General features: G+C 37.7%; 14 protein-coding genes and 1 other RNA gene. 11 read left to right on the forward strand and 4 right to left on the reverse strand.

Annotation, left to right across the window (positions count from 1 at the left end):
- Positions 1 to 68: 68 nt before the first annotated feature.
- Both ACFIJZ_RS04510 and ACFIJZ_RS04515 read right to left on the reverse strand, forming a co-directional pair.
- The gene (locus ACFIJZ_RS04510; RefSeq protein WP_273790757.1) at positions 69 to 578 is read right to left on the reverse strand and encodes a dihydrofolate reductase; all 510 of its coding nucleotides are present in this window, start codon (positions 576 to 578) and stop codon (positions 69 to 71) included.
- The gene (locus ACFIJZ_RS04515; protein WP_273790824.1) at positions 575 to 1,369 is read right to left on the reverse strand and encodes a thymidylate synthase; all 795 of its coding nucleotides are present in this window, start codon (positions 1,367 to 1,369) and stop codon (positions 575 to 577) included. The genes ACFIJZ_RS04510 and ACFIJZ_RS04515 overlap by 4 nt, the downstream gene beginning before the upstream one ends.
- A gap of 213 nt (positions 1,370 to 1,582) precedes the next feature.
- Here ACFIJZ_RS04515 and ACFIJZ_RS04520 point away from each other — a divergent pair, with 213 nt between their 5' ends.
- The 3 genes from ACFIJZ_RS04520 (at position 1,583) to ACFIJZ_RS04530 (ending at position 7,121) form a co-directional block, all read left to right on the forward strand.
- Complete coding sequence (locus ACFIJZ_RS04520) at positions 1,583 to 2,890, forward strand: MFS family transporter (protein ID WP_375631165.1); 1,308 nt, start codon at positions 1,583 to 1,585, stop codon at positions 2,888 to 2,890.
- 959 nt (positions 2,891 to 3,849) lie between these two features.
- Positions 3,850 to 5,160, forward strand: a complete 1,311-nt coding sequence (locus tag ACFIJZ_RS04525) for an MFS family transporter (RefSeq protein WP_273790759.1) — start codon at positions 3,850 to 3,852, stop codon at positions 5,158 to 5,160.
- Positions 5,161 to 5,813: 653 nt separating this feature from the next.
- Positions 5,814 to 7,121, forward strand: coding sequence for an MFS transporter (locus ACFIJZ_RS04530; RefSeq protein WP_375631166.1), 1,308 nt, complete (start codon positions 5,814 to 5,816; stop codon positions 7,119 to 7,121).
- A gap of 68 nt (positions 7,122 to 7,189) precedes the next feature.
- On the opposite strand, the gene ACFIJZ_RS04535 is transcribed toward ACFIJZ_RS04530, so the two are convergent.
- Positions 7,190 to 7,495 (reverse strand): DUF2853 family protein, encoded by a 306-nt coding sequence (locus tag ACFIJZ_RS04535; RefSeq protein WP_273790761.1) that lies wholly within the window; start codon positions 7,493 to 7,495, stop codon positions 7,190 to 7,192.
- Positions 7,496 to 7,593: 98 nt separating this feature from the next.
- On the opposite strand from ACFIJZ_RS04535, the gene ssrA reads away from it, so the two are divergent.
- From ssrA to ACFIJZ_RS04560, 5 genes are all read left to right on the forward strand, one after another.
- Positions 7,594 to 7,950: a transfer-messenger RNA gene (ssrA, locus tag ACFIJZ_RS04540) on the forward strand.
- A gap of 180 nt (positions 7,951 to 8,130) precedes the next feature.
- On the forward strand, positions 8,131 to 8,682 hold the full coding sequence (locus ACFIJZ_RS04545; RefSeq protein WP_375631167.1) for an SspB family protein: 552 nt from the start codon (positions 8,131 to 8,133) through the stop codon (positions 8,680 to 8,682).
- Between the two features lie 8 nt (positions 8,683 to 8,690).
- Positions 8,691 to 8,873: a DUF4169 family protein gene (locus ACFIJZ_RS04550; protein ID WP_273790763.1), complete on the forward strand. Its 183-nt coding sequence runs from the start codon at positions 8,691 to 8,693 to the stop codon at positions 8,871 to 8,873.
- Positions 8,874 to 8,883: 10 nt separating this feature from the next.
- Positions 8,884 to 9,135, forward strand: a complete 252-nt coding sequence (locus ACFIJZ_RS04555; protein WP_273790764.1) for a ribbon-helix-helix domain-containing protein — start codon at positions 8,884 to 8,886, stop codon at positions 9,133 to 9,135.
- Between the two features lie 120 nt (positions 9,136 to 9,255).
- Positions 9,256 to 11,595 (forward strand): ATP-dependent helicase, encoded by a 2,340-nt coding sequence (locus ACFIJZ_RS04560; RefSeq protein WP_375631168.1) that lies wholly within the window; start codon positions 9,256 to 9,258, stop codon positions 11,593 to 11,595.
- 56 nt (positions 11,596 to 11,651) lie between these two features.
- Here the strand turns inward: ACFIJZ_RS04560 and ACFIJZ_RS04565 are convergent, their stop codons facing one another.
- Entirely contained in the window at positions 11,652 to 12,281 is a 630-nt protein-coding gene (locus ACFIJZ_RS04565) for a DapH/DapD/GlmU-related protein (protein WP_375631169.1), read from the reverse strand.
- A 135-nt stretch (positions 12,282 to 12,416) separates the two neighbouring features.
- Here ACFIJZ_RS04565 and ACFIJZ_RS04570 point away from each other — a divergent pair, with 135 nt between their 5' ends.
- The 3 genes from ACFIJZ_RS04570 to ACFIJZ_RS04580 are packed head-to-tail and all read left to right on the forward strand — an operon-like array spanning position 12,417 to position 15,743.
- On the forward strand, positions 12,417 to 12,998 hold the full coding sequence (locus tag ACFIJZ_RS04570) for an SCO family protein (protein ID WP_375631170.1): 582 nt from the start codon (positions 12,417 to 12,419) through the stop codon (positions 12,996 to 12,998).
- Positions 12,999 to 13,024: 26 nt separating this feature from the next.
- Complete coding sequence (locus ACFIJZ_RS04575) at positions 13,025 to 13,894, forward strand: 50S ribosomal protein L11 methyltransferase (protein WP_273790768.1); 870 nt, start codon at positions 13,025 to 13,027, stop codon at positions 13,892 to 13,894.
- 22 nt (positions 13,895 to 13,916) lie between these two features.
- On the forward strand, positions 13,917 to 15,743 hold the full coding sequence (locus ACFIJZ_RS04580; protein WP_375631171.1) for an aminopeptidase P family protein: 1,827 nt from the start codon (positions 13,917 to 13,919) through the stop codon (positions 15,741 to 15,743).
- Positions 15,744 to 16,645 lie beyond the last annotated feature (902 nt).

The following is a 16,645-nucleotide window of genomic DNA, read 5'->3' on the forward strand; positions in this document are numbered from 1 at the left end:
TCTTATAGGGTGTCTCTTACCTCATTACAATACAACTGATAACCCCTTCCACTTCATATTACAAAAAATTATTTCCGCTCATAAACAACAAAACGTGTCGGATGACTATCTTTATCCCCTTTTGGAATATCTTGTGTTTGCACAATAGTCCACTTTTCTTTATCAAAAACAGGAAAAAAACTATCACCTTCTATAGAAGCTAAAACTTCTGTAAGAAATATTTTATCAGCCATATGCAACCCTTGTTGAAAAATTGCACCACCACCAATAATAAAAATTTCCTCTACATCATTTTGAGAAGCAACGCTTGTTGCAAGAGAACAAGCTTGCGATAAAGAGTGAGCAACAACAGCCCCCTCAGCACAAAAGGTACAATCACGCGTAATGACGATATTTGTACGCCCTGATAAAGGTCTCCCGATAGAATCCCAAGTTTTTCTTCCCATAATAATGGGCTTACGCAACGTCAAAGCTTTAAAGCGTTGCAAATCCGTCGATAAATGCCACGGCATTGCACCTTCACGACCGATAACACCATTTTCTGCAACAGCAGCAATTAAACAAATGGAAATCGTCATATTGCTACCGGCGCTTTAATATGAGGTTGTGCTTCATAATTAAGCAACTCAAAATCCTCAAATTGAAAAGAAAAAAGATCTGTTACCGCTGGATTTATGCGCATACATGGCAAAGCATTTGGTATACGAGACAATTGATATTTTGCCTGTTCAAAATGATTAGAATAAAGATGAGCATCTCCCAGAGTATGAATAAAATCGCCTACTTTAAGACCGCTTACTTGCGCAATCATCATCGTTAGCAATGCGTAGGATGCAATATTGAATGGAATACCTAAGAAAATATCCGCCGAACGCTGATAAAGTTGACAAGATAATTTACCCTCCGCAATGTAAAATTGAAAAAGACAATGACACGGAGGTAACGCCATTTCCTCTATTAATGCAGGATTCCAAGCTGATACAATCAAGCGACGAGAATCTGGCGTTTCCTTAATCATCGTTAAAAGATTGTTAATTTGATCAATATGGCGTCCATCAGGAGCAGGCCAAGAACGCCACTGATAACCATAAACAGGACCAAGATTTCCCTTTTCATCAGCCCATTCGTCCCAAATCGACACACCATGCTCTTTCAACCAAGCGATATTTGTATCGCCTTTAAGAAACCACAAAAGCTCATAAATAATTGAACGTAAGTGTAGCTTCTTTGTTGTCAACAACGGAAATCCTGCTTGTAAATCAAAGCGCATCTGATACCCAAAGATAGATCGCGTGCCAACACCCGTTCGATCTGTCCGATCAATACCCTGATTTAAAACATGAGATAAAAGAGCAAGATATGACTTCATAGGGCTATTATGTCCGATTCTTCTCATTATAGAAAATAAAAACTGTAAAATCCGTACAAACATAATTCAAATCTTTTTCCAAAAACATCTTACACAAGAAATTATCATGATCTGACTAAATTTTTGATGCAAAAGATAAAATACTATAGACAGCTTCTAAGAAAATGACATAAATGAACAAAGATGGATAAACATCAAATAAAGGGATCGACTATGGAAAAACAAGAAGCTTTAAAACCACATGATACAAGAAAACGTATCTGGGCTATCGTGTCCAGTGCATCAGGTAATCTAGTAGAATGGTATGACTTTTATGTTTATTCCTTTACATCCATTTACTTTGCATCACAATTCTTTCCCTCAGATGGCAATGACGTTACGCAACTTTTAAAAGCGGCGGGTGTTTTTGCTATTGGTTTTCTTATGCGCCCAATCGGCGGATGGCTTTTTGGCTTCATTGCCGATCGTTACGGACGCAAACGCTCAATGCTTATCTCTGTTTTTATGATGTGTGGTGGTTCGTTCTTAATCGCCCTACTTCCTACCTATGAAACCATTGGAGTGGCAGCAGGAATTCTTTTACTTTTACTCAGAATGCTTCAGGGGCTTTCTGTCGGTGGTGAATATGGTACAACAGCAACTTATATGAGCGAAATCGCCCTCAAAAATCGCCGTGGATTTTTTAGCTCTTTCCAATATACCACACTGATTGGTGGTCAACTTCTAGCCAGTCTCGTTATATTCATTTTAGCGCTTTATCTCACCGAAGATCAGCTAAAAGCGTGGGGCTGGCGTATTCCATTTGCCATTGGTGGATGCGGCGCAATTGTTGCGATTTATCTACGCCGCACACTCCATGAGACAACGACCAAAGAAAGTCGTTCTAGTGCACAAGCTGGTAGTATTAGGGGACTTCTGAGCAACCACCGAAAAGCTTTTTTTCTAGTTATCGGCTTTACCGCTGGAGGATCGCTCACATTTTACACCTATACGACTTACATGCAGAAATATCTGATCACAACCACCGGCTTTGATAAACATACAGCCACAACTATAATGACTGCTGCACTCTTTGTTTTCATGTTACTCCAACCCCTCTTTGGTTCTCTCGCAGATAAAATTGGAACAAGAACTTCTCTCCTTATTTGGAGTGTCTTATCTATTATCTTTACCATTCCTGGACTTAGTATGATTGGTAATACTGATAGTACATGGATTGCTTTATCAGTCATTACTGGAATGCTCTGCATTATGAGCTTTTATACATCTATCTCTGGCATTGTAAAATCAGAAATGTTTCCCGCTTCAGTACGAGCGATAGGAGTTGGGCTCTCTTATGCTATTGCCAACGCACTGTTTGGCGGTTCTGCTGAATATGTCGCGCTTGGATTAAAAGATCTTGGATATGAATCTGTCTTCTATTTTTATATAACCGGCATGATGATTATTGCATTCATTGCTGTTCTCTTAATGCCAGATGCTCGCAAAAAAGGGTATTTACAAGGAGACGATATTCATTAACCTTTAATGTTAACAAACAAGGGTTTCAACAAAAAAAGCAAAGCCCAGTATTCTGGGCTTTTTTATATTCTTTCCAATAGAAGTTTAAAGCTCACAGTTTTTTATCCCTTCAAACACTCTAAAGAAGCAATGTTCCCTCCTACACACGCCGCTTATAAAAACAAATGGCTTCATATTATTATGTAATAAATACTTCTTTTGCTGAATTTAATTCACTGAAGATAAAAAACTTTTGATTTATTTTAATATTCCCATTCCCACTCAACGTTGAAGAAAAGTGATTATCTTTCAAGAAATTTTATCAATAATAAAGATTACACTCATGATTTTGTTTAATACGTTCTTAATAGTACCCCCTCATGCAAAACAAATCCTTTCATGAAAAATAGAAAATACCATTATATTATGAATTCGCACACTTTTTTGAGAAACATTTCTCAATGCACCCAACTCCATTTCACAACGACACCCGTGAATGACATAACGTAAAAGCCCCGTAAAGTATAAACATGGGCATCACTCTCTTTACACTTAATAAAAGTGCAAGCCGCTATCATTATACTATTGAGGAACTCTTAATATTGTACTCCCCCTTAACACTTAAGATCATTCCTAAAAAGTATTTTAACTGATACACCAACCTCGCATGCAATAGTCAATAACATCATTTTACGAAACAACATCAAGCATATAAACTAAAGAGTATCATATCTTCATAAGCACTCTGCATATGCAAATAATTCACAATCAAACAAAAAATAATATTTCCTTAAGGATAGTAAAAAGCGCATGATTTACGCAATATAACAACACCATAAGCCCAAAACAGCACTGATATCTCTAGAAAAAATCTTTATGTTTCCCTGAAAAATTATCATGGTACAATGGCGTTTTTATAATGCACATCGTAAATAGCTTTAAAAAGAAGAAAAGTTATAAATCTAAAAGGGGAATACTTCATGAATAATCAAACAACTTTAGACCCACATGATACAAGGAAACGTATTTTTGCTATCATGTCCAGCGCATCAGGAAATCTGGTAGAATGGTACGACTTCTATGCTTACTCCTTTGCATCGGTTTATTTTGCCTCACAATTTTTTCCTGAAGATGAAGATATCGTTACACAACTGTTAAAAACGGCAGGAATCTTTTTTATTGGCTTTCTTATGCGTCCAATTGGAGCATGGCTCTTTGGATTCATTGCGGATCGTTATGGACGTAAACGCTCAATGCTTATTTCTGTTTTTATGATGTGTGGTGGCTCTTTTCTCATTGCCATACTTCCCACTTATAAAACCTTGGGAATAACAGCAGCATTCCTTCTCCTTTTTGTCCGTATGTTTCAAGGACTTTCCGTTGGAGGTGAATATGGTACAGCAGCAACTTATATGAGCGAAGTTGCACCCAAAAATCGTCGCGGGCTCTTTGCTTCTTTTCAATATGCAACAACGATCTCAGGTCAACTTCTCGCAAGTTTTATAATATTTATTTTAGCCCTTTACCTTACTGAAGATCAGTTAAAAGCGTGGGGATGGCGTATTCCTTTTGTGATTGGTGGCTTTGGAGCAATCGTTGCAATTTATCTGCGTAGTTTGCTCCATGAAACAACAACCCACAAAAGCCGCTCTGAAAAACATGCTGGTAGTCTTCGAGAACTTTTTCGCAATCATAAAAAAGCTTTCTTTTTGGTTGTTGGCTTTACAGCTGGTGGATCACTCACATTTTATACATACACTACTTATATGCAAAAATATCTGATCACAACCACCGGCTTTGATAAACAAACTGCAACAACGATAATGACTGCCGCCCTCTTTATTTTTGTGCTACTCCAACCCCTTTTTGGTTCCCTAGCCGATAAAATTGGAGCAAGAGCTTCACTCATTAGTTGGGGGCTATTATCCATTATCTGCACTATCCCTGTACTTAAAATGATCGGTAATGCCCATAATCCATGGACAGCACTCTTAATCATTATTGGAATACTCTGTGTTATGAGTTTTTATACGTCCATTGCTGGTATCATAAAAGCAGAATTGTTCCCTGCTTCAATCCGAGCAATTGGTGTTGGATTTGCTTTTGCCATTGGCAACGCACTCTTTGGCGGTTCTGCCGAATATGTAGCGCTTGGATTAAAAAATATGGGATACGAATCTGTTTTCTTTTTTTACATAGTTGGTATGATGGTCATTGCACTCATCTCTATTCTTCTTATGCCCGATATAGATAAAGGAGGATATCTCGATAAAGACGATAGACTTCATTAAACTTATTTTCTGGATAAAAAAAAGCCCAAGAAATTGGGTTTTTTTTATCTCCTCTCCATCCTAACAAAGAACGAAAATTCTGCCCCGCATTCGTCTTACAAACAACTCAGTTTCTCTTAAATTGTCTATAGTTACTGCCCTCTTTATGTAATTTACTTGATAAGATTCTATAGGCAAGCCCTACCCTAAATATTTATCATGATATCTGAAAAATACCTCATACGGAAAACCTTATCTGAGCCTTACCTCCCCCTCCTAAATAATGATGTGTGGTGATACAACAAGATAAGCAAGGACACAAAAATCCACTTTTACATTATTTAAGCTTTATGAAATGTCTTCAGTTTTTGGGCTTTCTGCTCATAAAGACCATCTCTTCTATAATCTTCCGGTATGCCAATAATTGCATTCTTCTCATAAAGTTTAAAGGTATCTTGATCTACTTTTCAATGTTCTCTCCCTTTAAATGCAACGTGATAACTTTTTATTCTATAACACAAGTAAAAATCTTAAAACGAATGACAACATAACTCTAATAAATCATCTTAAAGAGTTTCCCTAAGAAATTATTATAATACAATTGAATTTTTCTGGAAATCATAAACAATTATGTTTAGAAAATATAAAATATAAATCCAAAAGGGGAACAATTCATGAAAAATGAAACAACTTCAGCATCACAGGATGCAAGAAAACGTGTTTTTGCTATTATAGCAAGCGCATCAGGAAATCTCGTAGAATGGTATGATTTTTACGTTTACTCATTTGCATCAATTTATTTTGCATCACAATTCTTTCCCTCCGATGGTGATACGATTACGCCACTGTTAAAAACCGCAGGTGTGTTTTTTATTGGCTTTCTTATGCGCCCTATTGGAGCTTGGTTTTTAGGATTTGTCGCCGATCGTTATGGACGTAAACGCTCGATGCTTATATCCATTTTTATGATGTGTGGTGGCTCTTTTTTCATCGCCATACTTCCCACCTATGAAACCTTAGGAATAACATCAGCAATCCTTTTACTTTTAGCTCGAATGATGCAAGGACTTTCAGCGGGTGGTGAATATGGTACAGCAGCCACTTATATGAGCGAAGTTGCTCTCAAAAAACATCGTGGGCTTTTTGCTTCTTTCCAATCAGCCACCCTTATTACAGGTCAACTTCTTGCCAGCTTCATTATATTTATTCTAGCATCTTATCTCTCTGAAGATCAGTTAAAAGCATGGGGATGGCGCATTCCTTTTGTGATTGGTGGTTTCGGGGCAGTGATTGCGATTTATCTGCGTCGTTCTCTCCACGAAACAACCACGAAAAAAAGCCGCTCTCACAAACACTCTGGCAGTCTTAAGGAACTTCTCACCAAGCATACAAAAGCCGTTGTCGTAATTGCATGCTTTGCATCAGGAGGATCACTCACATTTTACACCTTTACGACTTATATGCAAAAATATCTAATCACAACCACCGGCTTTGATAAACATACCGCAACAACGATTATGACAGCTGTACTATTTATTTTCATCCTATTCCAACCCATAGCTGGTATCATAGCCGATAAAATTGGAACAAAAACTTTACTTATCATTTGGAGTATACTCTCTGTCATCTTTACATTTCCTGGACTCTGGATAATCGGTAATACGCATAGTATATGGGTTGCCTTTTCCGTCATTATTGGCTTGCTCTTCATTATGAGCATGTATACATCCATCTCTGGTGTCGTCAAATCAGCAATGTTTCCCTCTTCAATACGCGCATTAGGCGTTAGCATCTCTCATGCCATTGGCAACGCCTTATTTGGTGGTTCTGCTGAATACATCGCGCTTGGATTAAAAAAGTACGGTCATGAATCACTCTTTTATTTTTATATAACCGTCGTGATGATCATGGCATTCATTGCTCTTCTCTTTGTCCCGAGTATGCGTAAAGGAGGCTACCTCCAAGAGGATGAAAAACATTAACCCTTTTTATCAACGAAAAAGCCCAAGAAATTGGGCTTTTTTTATCATTATCACAAATTTAATATTGTTTAAATTTTATGAAGTGCATTAAGGTGCTTAGCAACTAGATAATAAAAAGTCAGTCGACTTTTTCTACGCTCTCCAGACATCATCTCAGCCACTTTTGAAACAGCCATTTTAGCACTCTTCTCATCGGCTTCTAAAACATCTTGAACCCATTTTTCAACACGTTCTAACTCTTTTGGATCCGATGTAGCAACAAGCGCTGCATCCTGCTTTTTCATCACTAAAGCTAAACGACGGCTAAGTCGTTCTACTGCTGCTTCATCGGGATTTGAATCATATAGTTTAATATCTGCTAAATTATTTGTCATTTTGCATCATCTCCTCTCCAAAAATGAGCGGACTATACTTTACAGCCCGCATCATATAGCTCCATAAATAATTAGAGGATTAAAAATATTAACAACCCCCCCTTTTCCTAAGACTGTTCTTCATCTATATTTAGAGGGCTGGTTTACCAGCTATGGTAATAAATGGACGGTGAAATAAACCTATTGGACCCGGGGGCGGTACCCGGCGCCTCCACCAAAATATAAGAAACCAAAGTTATATTTTGGTGGGGGCGAAATAGGATCGACAAGGGTGTAAAGATCGCTCTTTTACTCGGCATTGTACCACCGTTATCGGGCTAAATGAGTAGTTGCAAATGACAACTATGCGGAAGCACGTCTCGCCGCTTAAGGTGGTGTGAATGTTTCAATTTGAGCCTTAAACCGTCGCAGGTTTAAGCGGGGTTCGGAGGCACCTGGCAACAGAAGCCTTCACTTTTTTAAATGTTGTTGATTGATCTTTCAGACGTTATCAGACATTATTTACCATAGAGTTTCGTATTTATTCGATTTATTGAGGTGCATCGTAGAAAAAATACTGCTAATTTAAAATATATTCTGTCACACAATATCAATACGCCCCATTCTGCTACGTGAAATAAAAGGAATAAACTTCGATGGTTAAAGATCAAATCCGTTACGATATTCTCGTTCAGGATGCGCTTCGTGGAGTTATCCGTAAAGTTTTATCGGAAGTTGCCAAAGCAGGTCTTCCGGGAAATCATCATTTTTTTATAACTTTTTTGACCAATGCCCCAGGCGTTAAAATTTCTCCTCGGCTAAAAAATCGCTATCCCGAGCAAATGACAATCGTCTTACAACATCAATTTAGAGATCTCAGTGTTTCAGAAACAGCTTTCGAAGTAACCCTCTCTTTCAGGGAAATAACCGAAAAGCTCGTGATTCCTTTTACTTCCATTCAGGTCTTTTATGATCCTGTAGCAGCATTTGAAGCAGCATTTGATCTGCCCTCAAATCTGACCTCTGGAGAAAGTGAAAATTCAGAAAATACCTCAACTACGCCCATTACCTTATCAAACAAACAAAAAATAGAAAATACGCTTACAAAAGAACAAAATCTCAGTACAAACAAAGAACCTTCAAATAACGATGCAAAACAAAGTCAAAGTGCTGATGTTGTCTCTTTAGATTCCTTTCGGAAAAAATAATTTTTCTCATGACTGAATTGATTAATCTTCGCCAATTTCGAAAACAAAAAAAACGTACAGAAAAATCTCTTCGTGCTGAGCAAAATCGTTATCGTTTTGGACGAACAAAAACTGAAAAAAATTTTGAGCAACAAAAATCTTTAAAAACGCAAAAATTTCTTGATCAAAATCGTTTACGAAACGACGAATAAAGGTGGAAAAATGCACGAAAATAATTCTATCGATTGGTCAAAAGTCATTCCACGAAAGATATCTGTTCGCGTTGATGGACACGCAACAAGCGTCTCTTTAGAACCACCATTTTTAGATATTCTAAAAGATATAGCCCGCCAAAAAGGACAATCTTTAGCCTTTATTATCACCGATATTGATAGCAAAAGACCACAACAAGTAAATCTTTCGGCTTCGTTACGCGTTTATGCCCTTCAAAGCGTTCTCACCCAGCGCCTTTAATGTTTGTGCTTATTTTTTTACGTTCTCTTTCTGTCTGTTTAACTGAAACTGTTGTGACTTTTTAAGAGAAGTTCTTTTAATCTAGAACTTCAATAAAAAAAAGACTACAAAAGAGAGATAATGAGTAATTTTTCTGATCACAACATACCTTTCTTTGAAGAAGATTCCCCTCCAGACCATGATAAGAAGAGCTCTGGTTTTTTCTCCCATACTCTAAAAGAACAAAAATCATATAACACAGATTATTTAGAACAACTCAATCCAGAACAGCAACAAGCTGTTATGAATACTGAGGGACCTCTTTTAGTTCTTGCAGGTGCTGGTACAGGAAAAACGCGCGTTTTAACAACCCGTATTTCTCACATTTTACGCTCTGGACTTGCCTCTCCTCAGCAAATACTTGCTGTCACTTTCACCAACAAAGCAGCACGTGAAATGAAAATACGTATTGGTGAACTTATTGGAGAAGTTGTTGAAGGTATGCCTTGGCTTGGAACCTTTCATTCCACTGGCGCTAAAATTTTACGCCGTCACGCAGAACTTGTTGATTTAAAAAGAAACTTTACAATTCTCGATAGCGATGATGTTCTTCGACTTTTAAAACAGCTTATTCAAGCTGAAGGATTAGACGATAAGCGTTGGCCCGCACGAAACCTTGCCATGATGATTGATTCTTGGAAAAATCAAGGACTTTCACCAAAACATATCTCAAAAAGTGATGCTCATTCCTTTGGTAACGGCATGGGACGTGAACTTTATCACAATTATCAAAATCGATTAAAAGATCTTAATGCTTGTGATTTTGGTGACCTTCTACTTCATTCTATCTCTATCTTCCAACATAATCCAGATATTCTTCGCGAATATCATTCTCAATTTCGTTATATTCTTGTCGATGAATATCAAGATACAAATACAGCACAATATCTTTGGCTTCGCCTTTTGGCCCAACATCCTCAAGGTCAACATGTTAATCTTTGTTGTGTTGGCGATGATGATCAATCCATTTATGGATGGCGTGGTGCAAAAGTCGAAAACATATTACGTTTTGAAAAAGATTTTCCTTCTGCTAAAATTATTCGTCTAGAACGCAATTATCGCTCAACATCCCATATTCTCAAAACCGCCTCCCATCTCATTGCTCATAATGAAGAAAGGCTGGGAAAAGTCCTTTTTTCTGCTCAAATAAAGAGTGAGGAAGAAAAGGTAAAAATTCATTCAGCATGGGATTCGGCAGAAGAAGCACGAGCAATCGGAGAAGAAATCGAACGCGCACAACAAACCGGTCATGCATTAAATCATATGGCTATATTGGTACGCGCATCATTTCAAATGCGTGAATTTGAAGATCGCTTTGTAACACTTGGCCTTAATTATCGCGTCATTGGTGGTCCTCGTTTTTATGAGCGAATGGAAATACGTGATGCCATGGCTTATTTACGCGTTGTTGTCCAACCTACTGATGATTTAGCTTTTGAGCGTGTTATTAATACACCAAAACGCGGCATAGGAGATGCAACCCTGCGCATTCTTTATGAGAGTGCACGTGCACGTGCTGTTCCTCTCTTTTCTGCTGCCGCTGACATCATTGAAACAGATGAATTAAAGCCTAAGGCGCGCAGTGCGTTACGAAGCCTCATTGAAAGCTTCCGCCGCTGGCAAAATATGCTTCAAGACACTCCTCATAGAGAACTTGCCGAGATCGTCCTTGATGATTCTGGTTATACAACCATGTGGTTAGAAGATCGCTCACCAGAGGCTCCTACAAGACTAGAAAATCTTAAAGAAATGATTCGTTCCATGGAACAATTTGAAAATCTTCAAAGTTTTTTGGAACATGTTGCACTCGTTATGGAAACGGAAAATAATGAAAATATAGATGCAGTCAACATCATGACACTTCATTCAGCCAAAGGACTTGAATTTGAAACAGTTTTTCTTCCAGGTTGGGAAGAAGGACTCTTTCCCCACCAACGCTCATTAGATGAAGGTGGACGTTCAGGATTAGAAGAAGAACGGCGCCTTGCTTACGTAGGTCTAACAAGAGCAAAAAAACATTTGCATATATGGTTTGTATCTAATCGAAGAATTCATGGACTTTGGCAACCTGCTCTTCCCTCCCGTTTTCTAGATGAATTACCAGCAGAACATATAGAAGTTGTAGAAATGGAAACATCCTATGGTGGTTATGGAAAATCTTCCTTTCAACATCACGATTCCTTTTATACTGACTATGCAACAGCAAGACAAAAGCGTGCACAAAAAAACAAGAATATTGAAGGGAAAGTTATCTCTCAATCAATCTCTCATGCACCATCAGATTTTTCTGTCAATGATCGGATTTTTCACATAAAATTTGGTTATGGTCATATTACAGCAATAGACGATCATAAATTGACAATAATGTTCGAAAAAGCCGGAGAAAAGCGTGTACTAGACAATTTTGTAAACAAAGCTTAATTACAAGTAAACCACGATCAGTTTTTTCAAGAAACCACTTTATTTTATTCTGAATGTCATTTCCATTTACGAACAAAGGCTTCAATAGGCAAATTTTGCATATCAGGCAATGCGTTGTGAATTTTATCAAGCGGCCAATCCCACCAAGCCATATCTAAAAGGCATTCTATCACATTATTGGGAAAACGCATCCGCAACCGTTTAGCAGGCACCCCAACGACAATCGTATAAGGCAAAACATCTTTCGTTATAACAGCGTTCGCGCCAATGATAGCGCCATGACCAATAGTCACCCCAGGCATAATAACCGCACCATATCCAATCCACACATCATGCCCAATAATAACACGTTTTGCACAACGCCTTTCACGAAAACCACTATCTAATGCCATATAACGAAAATATTCGTTTGGACGATAGGTTATTTTATGCGTTGAAACGCGCTCCATAGGATGCTCCAACGCATTCATCCGTACATGAGATGCAATAGAACAAAAACGCCCAATATCGCTATAAATAGCCTCACTATTACGTTCTAAATAAGAAAAATCTCCAACGGTTACATCCCGTAAAATCACCCGCTCATTAACTTCCACATAGCGCCCTAATTTACAACCATGCAGCCGTGCCGTCGTATGGATACGAGGCTCACTTTCATGAAACCGAAGATCGTTCTCAATATTCATGCATCTTTCACCAATGTTTCATCATAGATATGGAAAGACATACCAATCAAGCCAATAAAATCAACCATGAAACACACATTGCAAAACAAACCTGCCGATGTTACAATTTCTCGATCTATTTAAGAGAGTCAAACTATGAAAAATGTAATACGCATCTTGGGGCTGACAATCATATTTCTTGCAGGTGTTTTTATTTATGATACGCTGACAAATAAGCCTTTAGGTGATAACTTTACTCTCACTGATTCTAATGGAAAAAATATTACTGAGGCTGATGTTCGAAGCAAGCCTTCAATAATTTTTTTCGGCTTCACTATGTGTCCTGAAAGCTGCCCTACCACACTGATGAATCTTGATCGATGGCTTACAGCCCTTGGGCCTAAAGCTGATAAATTAGGTATATGGTTTGTGACTGTTGATCCTGAACGAGACACACCAAAAGTACTCCATGATTATCTCAGTAATTTTAACAATAAAATTGTTGGCATCAGCGGAGATCCTGAAAAAGTTCATAAAATGGTCAATTCTTTCAACATCGTTGCTGAAAAAGTCCCTGAAACAGATGGAAACTATACATATAACCATACAGCAGCAATTTTTTTACTCAAAAAAGGTGGAAAATTAGCTGGCGTTATCCGTTATGACACGAAAGAAAGCGATAGCGAATTAAAAGATGAAATCGCCATTGAACGGTTAAAAAAACTCATCTTAAACTAAAAAAACCGATCAAAAGAAAGAACAGCATGTCGCAACAAATTCGCCTCTATTATACTGCTTCTAAAAATGAAGCAGAACGGTTCTATACCCTTATAGAAACAGCCTTTGACGAAGAAGGGTATCCTCTTGCTCTCACAGAGATAGATGAACAAAATGCTGTATATGAGCTTTCTCTATATGTCGATCAAGACAATCAAGAGAACGCATTGAAACGTTTTGCTCAAATCCTTTCTATAGATTTTGATAAAATTAATATGGAAGTTTTACCCAACATTGATTGGGTACAAAAAAGCCTAGAAGGACTAAAACCTGTGCAAGCTGGTCCTTTTTTTCTTCATGGAAGTCACAACCGAAACGCCATTCCAGCAAATGTTCTCCCTATTGAAATTGAAGCTAATCAAGCTTTTGGCACTGGACATCATGGAACAACAGCCGGTTGTTTAGAAATGATTGCCAAAGTCATGAAACACGAAAATCCAAAAAATGCCCTTGATCTTGGTACTGGGAGCGGTGTACTAGCCATTGGCATAGCAATGCTCAAACCAATTACTGTTCTTGCATCCGATATTGACCCAATTGCTGTTCAAGTTGCACAACACAATATCGAATTCAATGGTGTCAAGGAATATATTACAGCTATTACAGCAACAGATTTTGCCCATGATGCAATTGCATCACGAACCCCTTTTGATCTCATCGTTGCCAATATCCTTGCTAATCCGCTTATTGAACTTGCGCAAGAAGTGGTAAAGGCACTTCAAAAAGGGGGATCACTTATACTCTCTGGAATTCTTGAAGAACAACATGCCCATGTTTTGGAGACTTATATAAAACAAGGAATGAAGCATATCGAAACATACCACCGGCAAGGATGGGTTACAATACATCTGAAATAAAATAAAAGAAAAGGACGTCGTTATGTATCAATCTTTTGAGGCGACAACAAATCCTGCTTATGCAGCAGAACGCATTTCTTGCCTTCGTAAAGAACTCGATCACCTTGGACTCGATGGTTTTCTTGTTCCGCGGTGCGATGAGCATCAAGGAGAATATATCCCCCCTCATGCTCAACGCCTTAGCTGGTTAACCGGCTTTACTGGATCAGCTGGGATTGCACTGATTTTAAAAAACAAAGCCATCATATTTACAGATGGGCGATATAAGCTCCAAGTTCGCCAACAAACTGATCCTGATATTTTTAATTATGAAGATCTCATAACTTGTCCTCCCTCACAATGGCTTGAAAAAAATGGTCAAAAACTTTCTATTGGCTTTGATCCATGGCTCCACACGATTGCTGCCACCGATGCATTGAGAAACGCATTAGAAACGAAAGCAGGTGGAAAACTTGTAGAAGTTCAACATAATCCCATTGATTTGCTCTGGCATAATCAACCAAAATTACCACAATCTGCCTTATCAATTCACCCTCTCAAATATGCTGGGTGCAATACAGATGAAAAACTCGCTTTGATTTACAAAGATATACAGCAAACTCATGCAAATGCTTTTATTTTTACAGACCCCTCTTCCATTGCATGGACATTCAATATACGGGGCAATGATGTTTCCAACACGCCTTTTTCCCTTTGTTTTGCTCTCATTCCACTTAACGAAACACCAGCCTTATTCATTGACAGCAAAAAACTTGGTGTAGAACAGAAACAATATCTGGAACGTTATGCAAAATTATATGAACCAGAACAGCTTATTCCCAAGATCAAAGAGTATGTTCAAAAAGGGACCGTGTTTGCCTTAGATCCACAGCTAACATGCGAAAAATTACGAACTGTTATTGAAGAAAAAAATAGCTCTTTTATCACACTTACCGATCCTGCTGCTCTACCACGTGCCATTAAAAATGACACAGAACTCAATGGCGCACGCAAAGCGCATCTACGCGATGGTGTTGCCCTAACCCGTTTTTTTTCTTGGTTAGATAAACAAATACCAGGGTCAATAAGTGAAATTTCTGCTGCTCAAAAATTAGAAGAATTTCGCATAAATACAGCAAACGAAATGGGAGAAAAACTTAAAGATCTTTCTTTTGATACAATTTCAGCAGCAGGAGAAAATGGCGCCATTATTCATTATCGTGTAACAACACAAACAAATAAACAACTCAATGCTGGTGAACTTTATCTTGTTGATTCAGGTGGCCAATATCGTGATGGAACGACAGATGTCACACGTACAGTAGCAATTGGGAATATTGGAGAAGAAGAAAAACGCTGTTTCACTCTTGTTCTCAAGGGCATGATTACTCTTTCAACTGCTTGCTTTCCCAAAAGAACCCGTGGACAAGACATTGATATTCTAGCACGCATTGCATTGTGGAAAGCTGGTTTTGATTATGCCCATGGCACCGGTCATGGTGTTGGATCTTATCTTTCTGTCCATGAAGGACCGCAAAATATTTCTCGCAAAGGGTGCCAAGAACTCATCTCCGGTATGATTCTTTCAAACGAGCCAGGCTATTACCGCGAAGGCGCTTTTGGTATCCGTCTTGAAAATTTGATGATAGTAAAGCCAGCACAAAAAATTGATGGTGGAGATATAGAAATGCTCTCGTTTGAGACACTCACACATTGCCCCATTGATCGACGGTTAATCCTTCCAGAGCTTTTGACACAAGAAGAACGGCAATGGCTCAATGATTACCATGCGCGCGTTTATCAGATGAATGCACCTTACTTAAATGAAGAAGATAAAAAATGGGCAAAAGAAGCAACAATGCCCCTTTAAATCAAGCAACCTATAACTTTTACCCTTTCTACAAAAACAGCACCGTCTTTTTTTAGAGAAAAATATGTACTTGCGTCAGGAAATACAAAAAATATTTCTACAAGATACTTCACGTTTTTTCTGATATGTCAAACACTGACCTAGGTGAAGCAGAGTGAGATACGCCTGCACGTGGTAATGCTTATTTTGGGTATTACCATCTAGACACTACCATATCCCTAGTTTCTTTATATGGAAACTCTCGTTATATTTTGTAATCCTTCGCATCGTATTTCTAAAACACCTATTATAACCAGCTTATTACGCTGTTTGGATTCAAAAATTCTGCATATTTATTCGAATAAATTTTACCTTTTTGTTTGCTTCACAATGATAATTTATATTATTTTAATTCTTGAATCATTTTCAATAGTTGTAATTCATTATAATACATATTGCTACAATAAAATAGAATCTGCTATGAAATAAAATTAAGTTAGAATTAAAAGAAGGAGCATACTGATAACATCAGCGTTAAAGTTTTTTATTTATTTGCATAGTTAACAGTAAAATATTATTTTCTAGACTATTACTTACTGTTGAAAAAAAGTTACCCACAATATAGATAGTTTCCAACTACACAGTATAAAAACAACATATATGGAGGCATGTGTTTTGACCTGAATGTGTTATTCAGCTAAAAATTAACAACAATAACAGAGGATATGAAAAACTAGATAACACAAAAACAGTCACGTAAATAAAGAAGATTCAAACTCTCTACAGAGTTTTACAAATGCTCTGAAAAATACACAATAAAACGTGTGTCTTATAGCTTGTTAGTTAACAAAATCTTAAGCACAGATCTTAGTAATCTATATCCTTTCCTTATCCAGTATTTTAGAAATAAAGTGACTATCCTA

Source organism: Bartonella sp. CL70QHWL (assembly GCF_042194855.1).
Taxonomy (GTDB): Bacteria; Pseudomonadota; Alphaproteobacteria; order Rhizobiales; family Rhizobiaceae; genus Bartonella.

Bases quoted from the DNA above. Each gene is read 5' to 3' on its own strand.
- ACFIJZ_RS04510 (WP_273790757.1), bottom strand. From the start codon at position 578: ATGACGATTTCCATTTGTTTAATTGCTGCTGTTGCAGAAAATGGTGTT.
- ACFIJZ_RS04515 (WP_273790824.1), bottom strand. From the start codon at position 1,369: ATGAAGTCATATCTTGCTCTTTTATCTCATGTTTTAAATCAGGGTATT.
- ACFIJZ_RS04520 (WP_375631165.1), top strand. From the start codon at position 1,583: ATGGAAAAACAAGAAGCTTTAAAACCACATGATACAAGAAAACGTATC.
- ACFIJZ_RS04525 (WP_273790759.1), top strand. From the start codon at position 3,850: ATGAATAATCAAACAACTTTAGACCCACATGATACAAGGAAACGTATT.
- ACFIJZ_RS04530 (WP_375631166.1), top strand. From the start codon at position 5,814: ATGAAAAATGAAACAACTTCAGCATCACAGGATGCAAGAAAACGTGTT.
- ACFIJZ_RS04535 (WP_273790761.1), bottom strand. From the start codon at position 7,495: ATGACAAATAATTTAGCAGATATTAAACTATATGATTCAAATCCCGAT.
- ACFIJZ_RS04545 (WP_375631167.1), top strand. From the start codon at position 8,131: ATGGTTAAAGATCAAATCCGTTACGATATTCTCGTTCAGGATGCGCTT.
- ACFIJZ_RS04550 (WP_273790763.1), top strand. From the start codon at position 8,691: ATGACTGAATTGATTAATCTTCGCCAATTTCGAAAACAAAAAAAACGT.
- ACFIJZ_RS04555 (WP_273790764.1), top strand. From the start codon at position 8,884: ATGCACGAAAATAATTCTATCGATTGGTCAAAAGTCATTCCACGAAAG.
- ACFIJZ_RS04560 (WP_375631168.1), top strand. From the start codon at position 9,256: ATGAGTAATTTTTCTGATCACAACATACCTTTCTTTGAAGAAGATTCC.
- ACFIJZ_RS04565 (WP_375631169.1), bottom strand. From the start codon at position 12,281: ATGAATATTGAGAACGATCTTCGGTTTCATGAAAGTGAGCCTCGTATC.
- ACFIJZ_RS04570 (WP_375631170.1), top strand. From the start codon at position 12,417: ATGAAAAATGTAATACGCATCTTGGGGCTGACAATCATATTTCTTGCA.
- ACFIJZ_RS04575 (WP_273790768.1), top strand. From the start codon at position 13,025: ATGTCGCAACAAATTCGCCTCTATTATACTGCTTCTAAAAATGAAGCA.
- ACFIJZ_RS04580 (WP_375631171.1), top strand. From the start codon at position 13,917: ATGTATCAATCTTTTGAGGCGACAACAAATCCTGCTTATGCAGCAGAA.